At 43.6% G+C, this 19,083-nt stretch carries 17 protein-coding genes; 11 read left to right on the forward strand and 6 right to left on the reverse strand.

Annotated elements, in window-relative coordinates:
- Positions 1–541 precede the first annotated feature (541 nt).
- From Q0499_RS00700 to Q0499_RS00710, 3 genes are read right to left on the reverse strand one after another with little or no spacing between them, the layout of a single operon-like run.
- Entirely contained in the window at positions 542–1,306 is a 765-nt protein-coding gene (locus tag Q0499_RS00700) for an ImmA/IrrE family metallo-endopeptidase (protein ID WP_299194781.1), read from the reverse strand.
- A 2-nt stretch (positions 1,307–1,308) separates the two neighbouring features.
- The gene (locus Q0499_RS00705; RefSeq protein WP_299194784.1) at positions 1,309–1,737 is read right to left on the reverse strand and encodes a hypothetical protein; all 429 of its coding nucleotides are present in this window, start codon (positions 1,735–1,737) and stop codon (positions 1,309–1,311) included.
- Positions 1,738–1,739: 2 nt separating this feature from the next.
- Positions 1,740–2,363 carry a hypothetical protein gene (locus tag Q0499_RS00710; RefSeq protein ID WP_299194787.1) on the reverse strand — a complete coding sequence of 208 codons (624 nt, stop codon included), beginning with the start codon at positions 2,361–2,363 and terminating at the stop codon, positions 1,740–1,742.
- Between the two features lie 164 nt (positions 2,364–2,527).
- Between Q0499_RS00710 and Q0499_RS00715 the strand changes: the two genes are divergently transcribed.
- The 7 genes from Q0499_RS00715 (at position 2,528) to ltrA (ending at position 11,877) form a co-directional block, all read left to right on the forward strand.
- Positions 2,528–3,751: a metallohydrolase gene (locus tag Q0499_RS00715; protein ID WP_299194789.1), complete on the forward strand. Its 1,224-nt coding sequence runs from the start codon at positions 2,528–2,530 to the stop codon at positions 3,749–3,751.
- The gene (locus Q0499_RS00720) at positions 3,744–5,978 is read left to right on the forward strand and encodes a ThiF family adenylyltransferase (RefSeq protein ID WP_299194792.1); all 2,235 of its coding nucleotides are present in this window, start codon (positions 3,744–3,746) and stop codon (positions 5,976–5,978) included. The genes Q0499_RS00715 and Q0499_RS00720 overlap by 8 nt, the downstream gene beginning before the upstream one ends.
- On the forward strand, positions 5,972–6,733 hold the full coding sequence (locus Q0499_RS00725) for a hypothetical protein (RefSeq protein ID WP_299194795.1): 762 nt from the start codon (positions 5,972–5,974) through the stop codon (positions 6,731–6,733). Before Q0499_RS00720 ends, Q0499_RS00725 begins: the two co-directional genes overlap by 7 nt.
- 136 nt (positions 6,734–6,869) lie before the next feature.
- On the forward strand, positions 6,870–8,255 hold the full coding sequence (locus Q0499_RS00730; protein ID WP_299194797.1) for a DNA cytosine methyltransferase: 1,386 nt from the start codon (positions 6,870–6,872) through the stop codon (positions 8,253–8,255).
- Between the two features lie 229 nt (positions 8,256–8,484).
- Positions 8,485–8,757 carry a hypothetical protein gene (locus tag Q0499_RS00735; RefSeq protein WP_299194799.1) on the forward strand — a complete coding sequence of 91 codons (273 nt, stop codon included), beginning with the start codon at positions 8,485–8,487 and terminating at the stop codon, positions 8,755–8,757.
- 367 nt (positions 8,758–9,124) lie between these two features.
- The gene (locus Q0499_RS00740) at positions 9,125–9,700 is read left to right on the forward strand and encodes a hypothetical protein (protein ID WP_299194802.1); all 576 of its coding nucleotides are present in this window, start codon (positions 9,125–9,127) and stop codon (positions 9,698–9,700) included.
- Between the two features lie 851 nt (positions 9,701–10,551).
- A complete protein-coding gene (gene ltrA / locus Q0499_RS00745; protein WP_299194805.1) occupies positions 10,552–11,877 on the forward strand; it encodes a group II intron reverse transcriptase/maturase in 1,326 nt (441 codons plus the stop codon).
- A 68-nt stretch (positions 11,878–11,945) separates the two neighbouring features.
- Here ltrA and Q0499_RS00750 read toward each other — a convergent pair whose 3' ends face one another.
- The gene (locus Q0499_RS00750; protein ID WP_299194807.1) at positions 11,946–12,422 is read right to left on the reverse strand and encodes a hypothetical protein; all 477 of its coding nucleotides are present in this window, start codon (positions 12,420–12,422) and stop codon (positions 11,946–11,948) included.
- Between the two features lie 109 nt (positions 12,423–12,531).
- On the opposite strand from Q0499_RS00750, the gene Q0499_RS00755 reads away from it, so the two are divergent.
- Positions 12,532–12,849, forward strand: a complete 318-nt coding sequence (locus tag Q0499_RS00755; protein ID WP_299194810.1) for a hypothetical protein — start codon at positions 12,532–12,534, stop codon at positions 12,847–12,849.
- A 659-nt stretch (positions 12,850–13,508) separates the two neighbouring features.
- Here the strand turns inward: Q0499_RS00755 and Q0499_RS00760 are convergent.
- Both Q0499_RS00760 and Q0499_RS00765 read right to left on the reverse strand, forming a co-directional pair.
- Positions 13,509–13,751: a hypothetical protein gene (locus Q0499_RS00760; RefSeq protein WP_299194812.1), complete on the reverse strand. Its 243-nt coding sequence runs from the start codon at positions 13,749–13,751 to the stop codon at positions 13,509–13,511.
- A gap of 143 nt (positions 13,752–13,894) precedes the next feature.
- Complete coding sequence (locus Q0499_RS00765; RefSeq protein ID WP_299194815.1) at positions 13,895–14,152, reverse strand: hypothetical protein; 258 nt, start codon at positions 14,150–14,152, stop codon at positions 13,895–13,897.
- A gap of 409 nt (positions 14,153–14,561) precedes the next feature.
- On the opposite strand from Q0499_RS00765, the gene Q0499_RS00770 reads away from it, so the two are divergent.
- The 3 genes from Q0499_RS00770 to Q0499_RS00780 are packed head-to-tail and all read left to right on the forward strand — an operon-like array spanning position 14,562 to position 18,769.
- Positions 14,562–15,038 carry a hypothetical protein gene (locus tag Q0499_RS00770; RefSeq protein ID WP_299194818.1) on the forward strand — a complete coding sequence of 159 codons (477 nt, stop codon included), beginning with the start codon at positions 14,562–14,564 and terminating at the stop codon, positions 15,036–15,038.
- Positions 15,038–18,121, forward strand: coding sequence for an N-6 DNA methylase (locus Q0499_RS00775; protein WP_299194821.1), 3,084 nt, complete (start codon positions 15,038–15,040; stop codon positions 18,119–18,121). The genes Q0499_RS00770 and Q0499_RS00775 overlap by 1 nt, the downstream gene beginning before the upstream one ends.
- 3 nt (positions 18,122–18,124) lie before the next feature.
- On the forward strand, positions 18,125–18,769 hold the full coding sequence (locus tag Q0499_RS00780; protein ID WP_177201131.1) for a hypothetical protein: 645 nt from the start codon (positions 18,125–18,127) through the stop codon (positions 18,767–18,769).
- Positions 18,770–19,083 lie beyond the last annotated feature (314 nt).

Below are 19,083 nucleotides of genomic sequence, written 5' to 3' on the forward strand. Positions count from 1 at the left end.
CGTAGCGACAGTATGAATCCAAACAACGATGTGTATTGGGATAGCCTGGATAATTACTCAGATCAATTAAACCCTAATCTTCAGGAATACCAAAGGGAGTCCTAGAGCAATCAAAACCAGAGAGATGACGACAATTAAGCTGAGCCTTTCTGCACTGAACTAATCAGGCTGGCTGGTATCTCCAGCCACTCTTAGCAGCATCCTCGACAGTACCTTAATACTGGCCAACAATATTATACTCTTGGGGGTAGTTGTCACGTTGTAGTGGTCAGCTAACCCGCGAAACGCGGGTTAGCATGTTATTAGAGTCATTATCTTAATAGCAATCAGTTCAGTTTCTTCGATCTAGTGCTATTTGGTGGATAACAGATACACTTAAAGAGTTAGAGAGGAAAGAATCGTCTATGGTAAAAATCACAGAACAAATAACAGAAGAACACACAGTCGCCATAATATGTGACCGCTGCCAGGTCATCTTTCGACATAAAGCGGACGAGAGCTCTCTATTTTTATACTTCAAATACTTTGATTAGATTGTGCCCTAGCAAACAGTGAGATGAGACTCATCCTTCCACCAGATGAGGGAGAGAATGTCATAGCCATTAGAAAAAACGCTCTCAATAACACTATAGTCTTCGGATCTTTTGCTATCGATCCATTTGTCAGCATCAACCTCAACTCCATTTGAGAGCGCAAAGGCTTCGCGCGGTCGGATAATCCTGGGGTAGGGCCAAATAGAGTCTGGCATAATTGGGTTTCTGGTAAACCATCGCCTATTACCAGTTTTATCCCAGCAAACTATCATGCAGGGATAATCGCTTACTTCTACAAAACGAATGGCAGCGCTAGTGCGGGAAACATTAAATTGATTAGCCAGATAGTTGACGGACTCAGTAGTGATGTCAAGGTTATTCAGATATCGCCCAAAGATATGTTCGGGCATTATCAACTCGGCAGAGAATTGATTAGCGCGCACTTCTTTTTGTTGCCTGAAGTTGTTCTTAGACATACTACGCTGTCTCATATCAATAGTATCACAGCGGTAAGTTAGGTTTTTTCCTCGGTCATTAACCCAGTGACCAAGTTCATGTCCCAGTGAAAAACGCTGTCGCCGAGGGTCTGCATCGCGGTTAACCGTAATGATGGCTTTTTCATCAGTACCTATAATATTGCCTTCGCAATCGGATAAGGCTGCGCGTTTAACATCAGCATTCAGGGAATAAGCTACTAAATCCAGATCGATATCTTCTGGCTCATAGATTCCTAGTTGCTTAAGAATGTCGCCTGGCTGTCGTTTAAATTTCATAGTTATCTGCCAGTGTCATTTGGATCGATAAGACCCAACTCCACTAAGTTCTGCCAGATTTTGACAATATCATCCTCGCTTCCGCCCTGACCTTGTTCCCTAAAAGCAAGAATAAGTCCTTCAGGCACTTTGTTCTCGTTTTGCATGGCTGCGACAATATCCGATAGCATTTCAGGAATAGATCTTTTAGGAGAAATATTTAGAGCGGCTTTTTGCTCCTGCTTATACACCTGAAACGCAGCTCTTTGCTGAGACAGCCTGTATTGCCGTTGCTCCTTGATAGTCTGTTTAATCATAGCCTGGGCTCGATGAATATCACGCAGTGAGGGGTATCCATCACTGCCAACACAAGCAAGAATTTCTTCGTCATTCGCCTCTAAGGTTGCATCAATAACATACTCATTAATCTGTTTGATAAATGCTAATGTCATAACTATACCTCCCACCATGGAAGTCCATTTGGAAATCGTTTTCTCACCTTATCTTTAACTCTCTTTTCGACATTTCGATAAACCTGATCTGTAAATTCGCATAAAATTAAAATCCTGGATTTTTTCTGTTCATCCAGCTTTTTCTTGATGAAGCAATCCGCTTCGAGGTCGTCCTCAAACAATTGCAGAATCTTTCGAACCCAGGTGGTAATAAGATTTTCAGATTGACAGTGTTCGATACTAGTTTCGGCAGGCGCATGAGAAAGTTTGGCCGTAGCGCTTGTCGGCCTTAATGATTCGTCATCAACTGCTAATAATTCATCAACAGCAGGTATGACAATCAACCTTGAGTGTTTCTCTTCCTCATTACTGATAACACTTTTCCCGGTCTCAATAAAAAAGCTGATGGCTTTGACGTCTCTTGGCCATAGCCGTTCTAGTGAAAGGGCCTTAACGACGACCTGCCCCAAAACATCATGCTCTGATAATCCAGTTCGGGCGGTGCAGCCCAATATGCGGTAGACCTGAAGTAATCGGGCAATATCTGGCTCCGCCAGGTTATCTAGCAAATCCTGTACCTCGATTGCTGAATAATGGGCCGCAGTACTTATATCCATCGTATTCACTGTTTGCGCGCTTCCTATGTGCTAAATACTGGTGATTTTAAAAATGTGGCAAAAAAATCGCCACTTTTTGAGTGTAGGCAGTAGATATAAGTAAGGGGCCAATTTATCGCCCGCTTCCAAAAATCGAAGTAAATTATACGCTAGGTTACGTTTAAGAGGCCAAAATGAGCAAAAAATCAACAATCAGCCATATTCCTGTTGGAAATGGCGACATGACACTTATGAAGATAGCATCCAATAACATTTATCACTATGTGTTGGTAGATATGCATATTCGCCAAAATGGGGAGTCGGATGAGGACAAATGTGACGCATTGGCGGCGCTACATGATCTGCTTGAAAAGGATGATGAAGGGCGTCCTTATGTGGATGTACTGATTCTTACCCACCCGGACGAGGATCACATCAGAGGATTTCGGGAGAACTTTCATCAGGGGAGCCCTGATGACTACGTGGTATCCAGAGACGGTGAAAACGACAAGATATTTGTCAGAGAGATATGGTCTTCTCCCCTGATCTTTCGGCGCAAAAGCAAAAATAACAGTCTTTGTAAGGATGCAATCGCTTTCAGAGATGAGGCGAAGCGTCGAGTCGAACTGTATAAGACTGAAAAAAAGATCGGTAAGCAGGGTGACCGTATACGTTTGATTGGTGAAGACGAAGATGGAAAGACGGACGATATATTGGATATTGTTTATCAAAACGAGGATGTAATAGACACCCTCAATGAAGTATACATTAACGAGCTAAGCGCCACAGTGTTGGGACCACTTGCTAGTGAGGAGTTCGAAGACGACACCAGCCCGGATAAAAACCGTTCCAGTATCATCATTCAGTGGGGGCTTGCCAGTCACGGTTACACATCCCCATCTAACTATATATTGCTTGCTGGTGATGCCGGCGTTGAGGTGTGGGATGTACTCTGGGGGAAGTACAAGAATAATACCGAAATATTGCAATATGACATTCTCTTAGCTCCACATCATTGCTCTTGGCATACTTTGTCACATGACAGTTTCAGTGACACAGATAACCCACAAGTCTCTGCAGATGCGAAATCTGCATTAAACGAAGCACGTAAAGGTGCAGTTATCGTTTCAAGCAGCAATGAAATCAAAAACGATAAGAGTGATCCGCCTAACTACCAAGCCATGAATGAATATGAAAGCATCACAGATGGGGCTGACGGCACCTTTCAGTGTCTTAGTGACTACAAACCCTCTAATGGTAAGACACCTGAAGTACTAACCTATAAGCTAACAAATAGCGGCCCTCAGGAAGAAACAAAAACCTCTGAGGAGTCATCAAGCACTGCCAAGAAAGCTGCACGGACTGCGGCTACTGGAACATTATTTACTGGGGCGGGCAACGCGATTGGCCATGGATAATAAACAGCCGGAGGTTTTTCCCTCCATTCAAACGGCCATAGAACAGATAGCCAATTATTCTTCAGTAAAACGAGTGAAGGACGTATCTGTCGAGCAATATACTGTTACTGTTGAAACGGAATGGGGGGTTAAGCTACCCAACATGTTTCGTAAACAAGGGATTTCGGGGACTGGCGTTAGGGAAGTAGAGACCGTCTATTGGTGCTTCCCTTTAGACTACCCACAAAGTGCACCCTCACCCCGGTTAAGGCCGGATTTTACGACTAACCTTCCGCATATCAACCCCCATACACCAGGGGAGTTGGTATATCCCTGTATCTCAGAGTCTTCGTTAGTAGATCTGCTTCACAGTATGGGATTATCAGCGCTACTTGATGCTGCGAGCCAATGGTTAAACAATGCAGCAGCAGATGAATTGCATTGCCCGGTGCAGGGCTGGGAGCATATGCGCAGGGACAATACAAAAGGCCTGATTAACGCTGATACGCATGCTATTCGTACCGATTTAGAAACGAGCACAGATATTGTCAAATTCTACAATTATAGGTATTACCGCTTGGAAAGTTCAGATGACTTACTTATGGGGGAATTGGTAACACCTAGTTTAGGAACATCGAATACTGTACTAAAGAAAAAATACCTAGGAGTTGATAACAACACATCCATTCGCAACGCTCCTAGTATTTTACTCCGGACAAAAGATGGAAGGGTCTTTGACGAATATCAGCCTGAAACTGTACATAATTTTAGGAGCTTACGAGGGTTTGCGAAAGACTTAGGCTTGCAACATGCTTTTGATGCTCGGTTAAGATATATACTTACAATATCGAGCCCCCAGTCCATGCAAAGGCAGAATAAAGCCCCAGTTGAAGAGTTTATGGTAGCCTTCGCAGTTAAGCGTCCCTTTAACCTGATCGGTACGGAAAGCCCATGGGAGCTTCTCGCTTATCGGGTCTTCTTTAGCCTCGATAATGCAGAAAAAATCCCAGATGACTCAGTAGTTCTTCCAGCACAATTGATTGAACGGACTTGCCCACAATTGCTGCAAGCAGTATCAGGAGAGAAAGCTGAAAAGCCAGTTAATCTTAGTCTGCTGGGCTGCGGCAGCCTGGGTTCAAAAGTTGCGCTTCATTTAGCGAAAACGGGATGCTATCAGTTTGAGCTAGTAGATAACGATTATTTTGGGAGCCACAATAATGCTAGGCATGGGCTAATTGTTCCAAATTTCAGCAGTCTATGTTTCAGCAAGTCTCAGCTGCTGCACAGGCAACTGTCGAGTCTAAATGTTGGGTCCAGGCCAATAGATAAAGACATTCAGTCTATGGGTACTAAAACGGGATTTTCGCTCAATAAAAAGACAGATTATGTTCTTGATACTACGGCGTCGCTACCTGTTCGATACTATTTGTCTCATCACTGTGACTCACTTAGTGGGAGGCTGATTCAATCAACGTTGTACGGTAAATCCACCATGGGCGTTGTTGCACTAGAGGGAAATTCTCGCTCAGTACGAGTTGATGATATTGCTTCCTTTGTGAATACGTTATGCATTGGCAGTGAGCCTATAAAAAGGGCCATGTATGGTGGGGATGGGCCACAACATAATCACTTTGGAGAAGGCTGTGGTTCGGTGACAACAATTATGAATGATATGGATATTTCATTGATGTCAGCGGCTATATCTTCCCGAGTAAATGCCCATATAAAAAACAGGAGTGATATACCGGAAGGTATCCTGCATGTAGGAACAATAGATCATTCTTCCTTGGATATGGTTTGGACGACTTACCAGATTCCACCAACTTTAATCATTCCGAAAAATAACGACTTTGATTGGACCGTCAGGGTTCTGGGATCGGTTGTTAAAGAAATTGAAGAGCTGAGCAATGATAAACCAATGCTCGAAAATGGGGGGGTTATTGCGGGGCAAGTATGTCATCTTTCAAAAACCATCTACGTCAACTATTTATTGGATTCGCCTAAAGGCAGTATGCGTACCAAGGATAAGTTTGTTTTGAATGTGGAAGGCCTCGCTGAAGACTTCGAGAGTATTCACGAAAGAACTAACGGACAGATAACATTTTTGGGTACCTGGCACAGTCATACCAGTGCAACACCTCCATCAACAATCGATAAGGATTCTCTGAAAGAACTGCAAATCAACTACGATTTACCCATCGTTATGCTTACCTATACCGGAGGGCACATAGTGCGAGTTGAATGTTAAAAGAGCTTGGAAAAAATTTCGACTATTACACGATCAACGCGAGGTTTATGCCAGCGTTTTTTTCGGTGCTTCCATTTGTTTTGACAATGCTCGCTTGGTGCCCGAGTTCAAAAAGCATATTGGGAGGCTCACTCACAATATTGATCAGCTTTGGTGTCATGACATTTATTTCTACGTTTATTTCTAACTTGGGAAATAAGTGCCAAGAAAAGCTGTTTTCTATCTGGGGAGGCCCCCCTACAACAACTATTCTCAGGCACAGAGATCAAGTCTTAGATAAATATACAAAGCAGCGGTATCACAAGTGGTTGGATCGCAAAATTGACGAATTGAACTTACCTGACGTAGACGATGAGATAAAAGATCAGACTGATTCGGATCTGAAATACCAAAGTGCTATAAATTTTCTTAGAGAGTTCACCCGAGACAAGACAAAGTATCCCGCTGTTTTCCGTGATAATGTGGCATATGGGTTTGCACGTAATTTACTGGCAATACGTATGATAGGTATGTTAGTTGCACTTATGTGTGTAGTGATAAACTTTTATTTTATATGGTCGGCACTAGGTATTAGTGAATCAAGCGAAAGCTCAGTAATTTTAAAGAATCATATGTTCGGGATTGGTTCTGAACTTGCTTCGACCATATTTTTCTTCACTTTTTTATTCATTATTAATGATGGCTTTGTGAAGGCGCGCGGTCTCAGGTACGCGAAAACTCTACTAGAGTCCTGTGAAGTTGATGAAAAAAATTAGGATAGTGTCTGTTTTTGCTACACAAAACAGACCTGCCACTTAAGCAGCCCAGAAGGCTGCTTTTTCATTTCATGATAAGTGAGATTTCACTACAAATGAGAATTCATTTCACTACATATGAGAACGGACAATCATCATGACTACTTACTTCAAACCAGATCTGATTAGTAAAGTCCGTACTTACATCCATAAGACTATTGCTGAACACCGTGGCAGTAAGCGTTTATGGGTACAAGGTCGCCGCTTGGCTGATGCTGGGTTTACAAAAGGTGCAGGTATCTCATACACCGTTAATAAAACCACTGGGTCTATTGCTATTAAGCTGGAAGAAGGTTCTCAGAAGACCGTTTCTGGTCGCGTTAATCGCTCAACTGGTGATGTCCTTCCTATCATTGATATCTTGAATAAAGATTTCCCTGCGGTGGGCACCCGCATTCGGATCACTGTTCTGAATGGCCTCATTCTTGTTGATCTTCATCATGAAGAGAAAAAGAAATTTGATCGTGAAAATCGTCTTCGTGAAATTGCCGCTGGCAAACGCACTCTGAAAGAAGGTTCTCTTTGCACCGGTATTGGTGTCTCAACTTATGGGGTTCATGAGTCACTGAAGAAGGCTGACATTCTGTCTACACTCGATTGGGTTGTCGATATCGAAGGTAAGTACCTTGATGTGGCGGCTCGTAACAATCCTGCTGTTACCGACGATACTCAGCTGGTGGTTGCATCACTGGAAGAGCTTGAGCCGGAGCTGCTGGGGCATGTAGATCTGCTGTCTGTTTCGCTTCCTTGCACAGGCTTTTCGTTATCAGGGCGCTCAAAGCTGCACTTAGCATTTGGTGAAGCTCATCCCGATGCTGCAACGGCTATGTTTGGCTTCATGCAAATCGTAAAACGTGTAAACCCAAGCATTATTTGCAGTGAGAATGTGAAACAGGCTCAGGACTCTGCCACATACCATCTTATTGTTTCTGAGCTTCAGCGAATTGGTTACCGGGTCATGGAAATTGTGCTGGACGGTTCCGATGCTGGGACACTAGAAGACCGCGCCCGCTATTACTTTGTTGCTGTCAGCGAAGGTGTTGCTGATTCATTCACTCTTGATGATCTGCCTAAGTGTGAAAAGGTTTATCAAACTATGGGCGACATTATGGAGGAAGTTCCGGCAGATGACCCATCTTGGAAGGCATACGATTACTTGGAGAAGAAAGCGGTATCTGATGCGCTGGCCGGGAAGGGGTTCAAGCGCCAATTCATCGACCAAAAATCCACCAGCGTTGGCACCACAGGGAAAGGCTATTTTAAGGCAAGATCTACTGAGGCGTTTTGGAAGCGTTCTGATGGCCTGCAACGTCTAATGACAGTTGCAGAACATGCTGCAGTAAAGCTGATCCCGTTCAAGCTGGTGGAAGGTCTAGCGCCCTCGACTGCTCATGAGGGATTAGGGCAAAGCGTTTTATTACCCCATGTGACATCCCTTATGGACCGCGTATGCTTAGGTATCCGGTCTTTACAGCCTGCTTAATTAAATCAGTGTCCACCAGCTGCTGGCTGGTGGACATTGAACCAGATAAAATTTTGGGTATCCGGATTTAGCCGTTGACTTAATGCAAGGGTAAGCTGATATGCAAATCGGATTTTGCTGTTGTCAGCCGGATAAAATATAGTAAAACGCTTTATATTTTAATGTATAGTGATATACTATATTCAGGGTTGACGAGAGGCCGACGCCCAAACGGAAAAAGGACACGATTATGACTGACGCAATCACTGAAGCTTGCAGCTTCGAAGAAGTAGTTGAAATCATCAACTCGTCTAACAGAGGCGAATCATCCGGCTACTTCGGCGGGACCGACACCCGAGATGCAGAGATTATGGCCGGGCAATACGCCTGGGAAGCGGCTGAAGATTCAGGATACACAGATGACGAAAGCATTAAGGCTCAACTTGATATTCTCGTTGAAGCTGGTGCCGAGTTTGACTATAGCGCAGCTCTTGAGAATGCGATCGGCAGAAAAAAGCAGTAAGACCTGCGGCCAGAACCCTCGTTGAGTACATCTCCGAGGAGTTCGTAGGCTCGCAGAGAGCCTTCGCGGAAGCGCAGGGAGTCGCACCGGCACAGGTCACTCAATGGATTAAGAAGGATTTTATCGTTGTTGATGATGCACTTTATAGTCCTCGTAGAGAACTAAAACGATAACAAAATCAACACTGGCTCAGGAGGTTGATGCAGGGCGTTTATAGCCCTGTTTCAACCCTATATCAGGATACCCTTAATTTTCAACCATCCGGCACTCAGGTCGGTTCGCACTTTCATTTCGATCATGGAGTTGGGATCGAAAGGAATAGGGATGCGCAAGTGTTGTGGATTATGGAATAGGGAAGGTGGCAGTTATGACTTATCTTGTACTTAAAAATATCTCATTCGTCAGCGGCTTCAGCGCTTGGTTGACGGATAACCCTGCTGATTTTGATTCAGGTTGTTCTGGAGCTGGTTATGAAAGCCGTGAAGCTGCGTTTTTGGATTATATTGGAGATCTGAATTGGTCAACATTATCTGTTGTCGACTTTACCGGTCTGGGTGACAAAATTAATGACTTCGATGAAGTAGAAACAGCTCGTCAGGTTAAATTGAATGCGTTACCGGTCCTGTCCTTTATTGAAGGTCTCAATATTGATGTTGTCCGGGAGGGTGAGGTCACGCTCATTCAGGATATCGAAGAGCCAGAGCCGGGTTCATTGCAGGAATATCACTCGCTGCAATACCGTCCTTTACAGGCTGGAGGTACAAACTGCACTGATCAGCAGTTCGCAGAGTGGTTCATTTACTTATGCGGCGGTAACCTGAGCGGCAACGGTCGAATTTTAGATTTCGGTGAAGTGAATGATTGCCTCATTGATGTCCATCTTACATTGAAGTGGTCTGACTATGTGGATGCCCGTAAGGCTTTAATGCACATCTTATATTGAGGTGGTCTGGTAAGCATGGCGGGAAAACGCGAAGGGCTGGCAGACCTGGCTGACCCTTGATCCTCCTCCTTCATCTGCTAAGCAACTACCTTGTCCGTTCTCAAATAAGGTGAAATAACAACTCCAGAAAATATTGGATATTTCAACTAATATGAGAATCCCACCTCCCACAAATTCTCACCTAACGTGAAATGAAAGCAGCGCATTATCAATTAGGATGAAATGACATCGACGGTCAGCTTTCGACACAAAGCGGACATTAACGTTGCCATAAATTGCCGACTGAAGCGCAGCGTAAGGCGGTCAAGTTGATGGCCTTGTGTACGCCCAGCATGGGCATGAACTAATGAGGTGAAAGTCCTCTGTAGGAAGGTCACCATCCATAGCGATTTATGTCGTTATTAGATGTTAACTACTAGCGAATGGCAAGGGCTTAACCGCGAGGTTCGGTCTGGAGGAAGCCGCTAGCAAAACTGCGTGCTGATGAACAAAAACATCATATGAGGCGTAGGCTGAAGGCGAGTTGGCACAAGACGACGAAGCCATGTGATCTAACGGCCACCGTAAATGATGCAGCAGTGCAGCGAAAGTTCATGCTCTTATCCGGGGAGATCTGCTTAACCAGCGATCGGTAAATTACCAGTTCTCAGCCACTGGTTTCAACAGGCTCGGCAAGCAGGTCTCATCACCCTGCTTGAGCAAATAGGATGAAAACCGATAGCGCTCTGCGGGGTAATCCGTTGAGTGATTAAGCAGAAGTCAGCAGACGGCGTAGTAGCCAAACGCCCATCGTAATGGCTGGGACAAGGTGAAGGCCTGAACATTTGTTAAAAGGAGGAGCCTTGTCACACTTGAACACACGAATGCCGACCGGCAGTGACGTAACTCAGCGTCGTGTCAAGAAGCCAGCCTTTAGTCATGATCTATTCGAACAGGTACTGCAAAGAGATAATCTGCAGGCTGCATGGAAGCGAGTTCGAGCCAATAAGGGGGCTGCGGGAGTGGATGGGATGACCATTGATGAATTCCCCGCATGGGCACAATCAGGCGAATGGAAACGGGTGGTAAATGAACTGGAAACAGGACGCTATCGCCCTTCACCGGTCAGACGGGTTGAGATAGATAAACCCGATGGCGGTAAACGCCAACTGGGTATCCCAACCGTCATAGACCGGGTGATCCAGCAAGCCATTTCCCAAGTCCTCACGCCCATCTTCGACCCGGAGTTCTCAAACCATAGTTTTGGTTTTCGTCCGGGGCGAAATGGGCAGCAAGCGGTTAAACAGGTACAAGGCATTATCAAGGAGGGACGCCGCATCGCGGTGGACATAGATCTCTCCAAGTTCTTTGACCGGGTTAATCATGACCTGCTGATGACGCTCCTGGGTCGTAAGATCAGGGATAAGCGTTTACTCAGGTTGATTAAGCTCTACCTTCGAGCTGGGTTTGTCGACAACCAGTTCTATGGTGAGAGCCGAGAAGGTGTTCCTCAGGGAGGCCCATTATCTCCCCTGCTGGCTAACATCATGCTCGACCCTTTGGACAAAGAGCTTGAGAAGCGCGGTCACAAGTTCGCCCGCTACGCCGACGACTTTACGATAGTGGTAAAGAGTCAGCGAGCGGGTGAACGCGTATTGCGCAGTATCAGTCAGTACCTGCAAAACCGTTTAAAGCTGGTCGTTAACTCGACCAAGAGCCACGTCGTTAAAACCAGTGATAGCAAATTTCTAGGATTTACGTTCCAGAAAGGTCGCATCCAATGGCATGCGAAAACGCTGCACAAGTTCAAGCAGCAGATTCGACGATTAACGAACCGTAACTGGGGTGTATCGATGCGATACCAACTCTTCAAGACCAGTCAATTTATACGCGGCTGGATCAATTACTTTGGCATCGCCAATTGCTATCAACTCTGTGTCGATCTGGATCACTGGATACGGCGCAGAGTCAGAATGGCTTACTGGCGACAGTGGCGAAAACCACGCACCAAAGTCAGAAACCTGATGAGGCTGGGCGTTCGAGTTCAGGCAGCAGTTGCGTGTGGCATTACCAGCAAAGGCCCATGGCGCAGTTCAAAAACACCGGGGATAAATCAGGCATTATCCAATGCTTATTTAAAGTCTCAGGGGTTATATGAGTTACGTGATGGATGGATCAAACTTCACTATGGCAAATGAAACGCCCTGTGCGGACCCGCATGCAGGGTGTTGTGGGGGCTGAGGGTTAGAGACCCTCGGCTACCCGATTATGCATTGTTTGCACTCACGATGAAGTACATTATTTTTCCAGATTTATTGTAGTGAGCTGAGACTAGCAAGTTGCCGAATGCCCAGCGGTCATGGCTGGGAGTCGGGAAATCAATGGAGACTTCGCCTTGGCCAATTTTCCATGTACGTTCTGGTTTATGATTTTCTATTATTTTTTCACGAGAATCGCTAAATGCAAAACCTAAAGGAATTTCACCCTCGTACTGTTCATGATCGTCTCTTCCTTGTGAATAGAGAAATGCACTTTGGCATTTTCTTAAATGTTTTGATTTCCCTCCCTGCGGGCCATCATCAGGCCGAAATAATAGGTCTACTCCAAGCTCCTCAGAAATTACATACTGGCTCCCATCAGATGGCCTTTCAACTTTGAATGAATCATATTGCGCCAAAAATTTAGTCACTTTTTCTGAATCAATTAAATGACCAAATATTGAGAGTAATTCTTCTAGCTTCAAGGTTGCCTCCTGAATGCATAACAATTTATTATTGAGCCCATACAAGCTTGCAGAGCTTGCAAGCTTTGCTACCTTGTAAGGTACATTTATATCTAGGGACGGGTAAAAGATGTATCGCAGAAGCCGTAAGTATCAGAAATATGTGACTAAATATGCAAAGGCAAGGGCTGCCAGAGAGGAAAAAAGGATCAATGGTATTCATCCTGAATATCCGCCTGAATTACCTGAGCTGCGCAGGTTAATCAAAATTACAGACTACGATACGGGTACTCCAGTTACCCATCGTATTGAACTATATCGCAGTAACCGTATTGATTGCTACAACGTTTGGATCGATGGATGCTTATGGAAAGAGCATATAGGGTGGAGCAAGACTCTTGAAGCCTTACGAAAAGCGCTTCCCCGCCAACCGAGTAGCTTTTATTAACGTCCGCTTTTGGCACAAAGCTGACCCAAATGACTAGCCAGACTTGGCTCAGTAGACGTTAGGGCACTCACCGGCACCTCTTCGAGAAGCCAACAACGGCAAGATCACGGCAAGGAGTTAACCAATCGAATATAAGCCAACACCTTATAAAGACATATGAAGCCTCAACCGCTTCTACTTTCCCCTTATCAATTGCCTTAAACGCATTAAGACCGTAGTGACCCAGGATTTCGTGTCGTAGCGTTCTTCTGACATTTTCACTTGACGACAGATTATCGGAGGCAAGGGTAAATATCCCTCTTCCGGGGTGATAGGTTCCTCTGATGATATTACCCTTATCATAGCTTTCCCCCCGCTAAGTTGGTTTGACCCTGATTTGTCTCAATTTCCTTCGTTATGTTTTCAGACACATAATCTGATGATGGTATTAAGTCGCTTTCCTGCTGCGATAATTCTTCTTGCTCTGAATGTATTTTGAGTCGTTTACCCGAAGCCAGAAAAGGGGTTAGACAAGATATTCTGTTCATAAGCAATCATTCCATTGGGCGCAAAAAAAAACCTACGATTATTTCGAATACGTTAAGCACATACAAGGGTGTGGGCGCTGTTGGCACGTAACTGACTTCAGAACGTACTAGATAGTTCAGACACTCAAAAGTCTAATGTTCAATCTTAGGCTCCACACGGACTGCCCATTTAATACCATCCAGGATTGACTTATAGTCGGCCCCAGCTTCTTCCATCCACCACTCAACAGCAACATTGTCATCAGCATTCTTCAATACATCATCGGGCACATAGTCCATCGTCTCACTGCCGTCAGAAAACACTATTCGACATAACGTTTCACTAGGATTGATAACACTATGCAGCAACGAACCTAAATTGTTTTTCTTAGTCATTATTTATCTTCATTATAAAAAGGCGCGCCAACACAAGAACCCTAGACTGCTAAAGTCGCTTTCATGTCAAAAGTTGACCAAGAAAAGCTCTCGTAACCTTCAGGAGTTAGCTATGTGCCTGAACTTGTTATATGTGATTGTTACTACGAACCTGTACCAGGTTCAGGGCCAATTAGAGAACGTATACCGTCCTCTAAAATTGCTTTCTTTACTTCTGTCAATGCAGCTTTGTCAGTTGGGAAAGTTTCGTCCCATACAGTTGAGTTATTAAATTCATCAACAACTTCTAATGCCCAATCTTTTTCATCTTCTAATCGATAGATTTCTACCAATACAGTGCTTCCACCACTTGATATCTGTTGTGACAACGGTGAGTTTATTAATTCTGGTTCGTCATTCATTCTGTTTCTCTCGATTCGTAGCTTCCCCTTACAAGCTTTCCCATCTTGCAAGGTACTTTAAAGTTCATGAGTGGATAAGAAATATACCGTAGAAACCGTATTTATTGCTACGACGTTTGGGTAAACGGCACGATTTGGAAATAACGCATTGGCTGGGGCAAAGTTCTTGAGGGATTACTAAAACCTCTACCACGCCATATAATCACTGGTAAGCATGTCCGCTGTTGGCACGGAGCAGACCTAAACGAATAGCCTGGCTCGGCTCAGGGTTGTTAGGTCGCTTACCGACCCCAAGCTGACATCATTGCATTTGTCTTTCGACCATGTCTGACCCACATCAGTCATCAGTATTGACTTGTTGTTAGCAACATAATAATCTGTTGTTAACAACAAGAATGGATTCATAGCAATGCAATATTCACCGGGGCAGTTACGTAAAGCAGTAGGTCTTAGCCCTGAAGCATACAGACATTGGAAGACAGTACTGCCTTCACTTTCTTCGATCAATGGTCATTCAGCTAGGTTTCTTATAGGTGACATACTGGCCATAGCGATTCTAAAGCGCTTGACTGATATTTGCTCAATAAAAATAGGAAGCTTATCTGGCATATCTGAAGCTTTGTTTGATTTGTGTAACAGCGTATCTCTCGATGAGTTGGAACCTCTGATCCTTCTGATTGATTTGAAAAACAACACTTGTTCAACGTCACGATTACTAAACAAACAAATTAGTGCAGATGTGCTAATTGTTATCCCTCTCGTAGTTGTCATAGATGAATTGCGTGCTGACATAATGGAAATGCAAAATGAAGATGCCCAAGGACAACTAATATTAGCAATGCCGTCCTCTAGCGCTGATCACTTAGTGGTAAGTGAGGGTAGATAATGGGCGCTCAAAGACAAATTGAAATTCCTTCTGAATGGATCGAAGCCTTTGGTTTCGAAAACAGAAGTGCTCCTGAAGTATATTTCCCAAGCGATGCTGTAGCAGGATCATCTCATGCGGGGGCGATAAGGGATTCGTTCGAGAAAATTGGTTTGTCTGCACTGTTTTGTGTACAAGGCGTGCCAACTTTTGCTTACTTGGTTCAAGATCAGTATGTCCAAGCTGAAGTAATGCAAATCCACGCAAAATTATGGAATCAAGGCTTAGCGAGCGCTTTACTTGTCATTACGGGCGATACGCTCAGGTTCTTCTCACTTGCTAAGTTGCCTGTTCGAACCTCTGATGAAGACTTTGAAGGTAGTTGTCTCATTGAAACCCTTAAATTAAGCGAGAAAACATTAAGAATAAAGAGCCTTATTTCTGGGGCTGAGACGGGCAGGCTGTGGCAGGAACATAAGGAATTTTTTAAGCTAAACGAACGAGTTGATTATTACCTGCTAAAAAATCTGATTCTATCTCATGATGAATTGGTAAAAGATTTGGATACGGATTCTGCACAAGCACTTCTTATGCAGACCATGTTCATTTCATATCTTGAAGATAGAGCCATCATTACTGATAAATACTATCAGTCTATCTTTAATGGGAAATATTCTTCTCTAATTGATGTTCTTTCATCTGGCAAAACATCCAATTTGGAGCGGTTGTTTAAAGTCCTAGCAAGGGACTTCAACGGAAATGTTTTTGTCTCGCCGAGTTCATTTGATCCAAAGAAAAACAAAGTTAAAGTAACAGAACGTCATCTCAACATACTGTGCCGTTTTAGATCAGGCAACGAAGATATGGAAAGTGGCCAAAGGAGTTTTTGGGGGTATAACTTTCAATATATACCTGTTGAGCTTATTAGCGCTGTTTATGATCGGTTTTTAGGTGAAAAGGAAAGTGAAAGAAGAGACTTGGGTGCTTATTATACTCCTATGTTTCTTGCCGACACGGTAATGGTTCAGCTCTGGGATAGTATTTCTGAATCCGTTAAAAAATCGGGACGTTTTTTAGACCCTGCATGTGGGTCAGGCGTTTTTTTGGTCAGGTCTTTTCAGCTCCTATGTGAGCAGTGGAAGCAGTCTAGAGATGTACAAGCAGTACAATGGTCTAATTTATGCCTAATCCTAGAACGGGTTCATGGGTGGGATATAAATGGAAGCGCGGTACGTGTTGCTATTTTTTCATTATACATTGCTCTTTTAGAGCAAGTTTCTCCGCCGGATATAAAAAAGCTGATCAAGAAAGGAAAAATGCTTCCTGATCTATGGGGAAAAACCTTAATAGAACAAGATTTCTTTGCAGCCTCATCTGATTCCGCTCATCAATATGATGTGATAGTTGGAAATCCTCCTTGGGCGAGTAGAAGAAATCCAAATCGAAAATCTATCAAGTGGTGTAAAGGCAATCAATGTCCAATGCCGGGTAATGAGGATGCATGGGCATTTACATGGAAGTCTCTCAATCATGTAAAGAAAGGAGGTTTGATTTCGTTTTTAGTGCCAGCAATGGGATTTCTTCATAACCCCAAGTCATTTAATGCCAGAGCGCTTTTTGTAGAGAAAGCAAAAATAGCTCGGATTATAAATTTCTCGGATTTGCGTTTTCAGTTGTTTGGAGGAGCCACAAGTCCGACAGCCTTAGTTATATTTGGAGAAAATACGTCGCCTTCAGACGTTTACAGCATCGAATATTGGACGCCAAAAGCAGATTTAAACTTACAGCTTAAGAGAAATATAACTATTTCGAGTCGTGATCGTGTGTCTATTTCCTCGAATGAAATTAAACAAGACTACTTTTCGCTAAAATCTCGATTATGGATGCGTCCAGTAGACCAGAAGCTATATAAGTATTTGTCCTCTTTTGAAAGGTTAGGGGATTTTATAAAGCCATTTAAAAGCTCTAATCACGCAGCGAATGAAAAAGACGTCGGCTGGTTTATTGGTCAGGGGTTTCAGCCCTTTAATGATGGGCGCTCATCAACAATCCCTCATATAAGTGATGAGGTAGTCAAATATCCATATTTGCCTGTTCAGTCACTGGAAATGCTGTATCAAAACGCGCCAACGCTAAAGCCATGGTCTTCAACACATGTAAGGCGGAAGGGATTTGAAGCTTCATATGGGCAGAAGAAGATTTTAATCTCAAGAGGGGTGGGGACTTCTCAGATGAGATTGAAGGCTGCGTATTGTGATAGCCCAATGGTATTTCAGCACATACTGATGGCAGTAATTTTTCCCGAGCGCGAAAGCAAAAAGGCCAAAGTTTTAACTGCTTATTTGAATAGTAAGCTTGCTCTATGGTTTGCTTTTCATGGGACCGCATCATTTGGTTCAGGTAGGCCAGAGGTTCAACAATCTGAGCTTCTAAAGTTGCCATTTCCTTCTTCGAAAGCGCTGGATGACTCTGGAAAGGAAATTGAAAAAGAAATTGTTCAAATAATTGATGGATTTAAAGAAAAATCATTAAAAATGCTTTCTTCAGAGAATGAAGTTCAACATTGTTTGGAGAAAATTGATGCACTGATGTATCAATATTTTGGGCTCTCTGGCGAAGAAATTTCAATTGTAGAGGATACAGTAAACTACATTATTCCTGCCTCTCAACCCCATCAAAATACCGTTCCGTATATATGGGGAGCCACTAACAAAGATAATAGAGAAGAGTACGTCCGAAGTTTAGTTTCGGAATTAGAAAACTGGCTCGACCAGAGCGATGGTATAACTGCCTGCCTATTGGGAAAGAGTGAAGACTTTGGTCTTCTGGAGTTGGCAATAGCCAATTCTAATAACAATGAGAAGATGGGATACCAAGAGAAGCAGCTTGATCTGAAAGAAGTCATAAAAAAACTCGTTAGTTCGGCAAATATAGAGTTGCCAGGAAACTTTACTCTTATTCCCGATTTTAGATTATTCATAGAAAATAGACTCTACCTAGTGAAGCCGCTCAGTAGATTGCATTGGATGCGATCTTCGGCATTAGAAGATGCAGATGCAATTGTAATGGACATCCAGTCATATCTGGTCGCAGAGAAGGATTAAGTTTTGCAGATGTCGCAAGGGAATATGACTCAGTGGATAAAGCGGTTTCGAGGTGTAGAGCAAAGATTCACACAGAGAATTGCCGTTCATTGGCCAGAGTGTAGAAAGGCGCTAAGTTCAAGCTCTGAGGAAGATGATATTACTAACAATCTAGTGCATAGACTATGCAAAGATCCGGTTGTTAGACGTATTGGCTGGCCCGAGGCGCAGTTTGTTCCTTTTGAGCCTATCGCAGATACAGAGGCTGTAGAGGGTAAAGGGTATATAGATATAGCCGTTATTATAGACCAAGACAGGGATGTGTATTTGGCTTATGAGTGCAAAAGGCTGAACGTCATTCACAAAGGAAAAAGATCATCTTTGGCAACAGTTTATGTGACCGAAGGTTTGAATAGATATATTACTCAGCAATATTCTCGTTTTCTCCCAATGGCCTGTATGCTCGGATATGTCATGGATGGGCAGGAACTGTATGCAAAGAAAAAGGTAGAGGCGTCAATAGCAGCAAATTCCGATAAAGGGACTTTGAAATCTGGGCCGATTGATATAGATGATACTGTGCCTTGCAAACGATTTCAGACAACACATGTCAGAAAGGACGGGTCGGATTTTGATGTAAAGCACACGCTGCTATCCTTTGAATTGTAATCAAATGCTTGATGCTCATTCTTTAACAGTTCTAAATTAAATGTCCGCTTTTGGAGCTGTTGGTTAGCTGATTCGATGCTACATTAGCAATATCTAAAATTCTGCTTCTGGCACAAAGCAGACCTGCTATGACGCACCCTTCAATCAAAAAAAAGCATCAGGCTGCTTTTTCATTTCATGATAAGTGAGATTTCACTACAAATGAGAATTCATTTCACTGCATATGAGAACGGACATACGTAAGCGTCCTTAGAACCCCACCTTCATATTCCATTTGCTCGCAGGCAGGCTGAACTCCAGACTAATATTCTTTC

The organism is uncultured Amphritea sp. (assembly GCF_937127095.1).
GTDB lineage: Bacteria > Pseudomonadota > Gammaproteobacteria > Pseudomonadales > Balneatricaceae > Amphritea.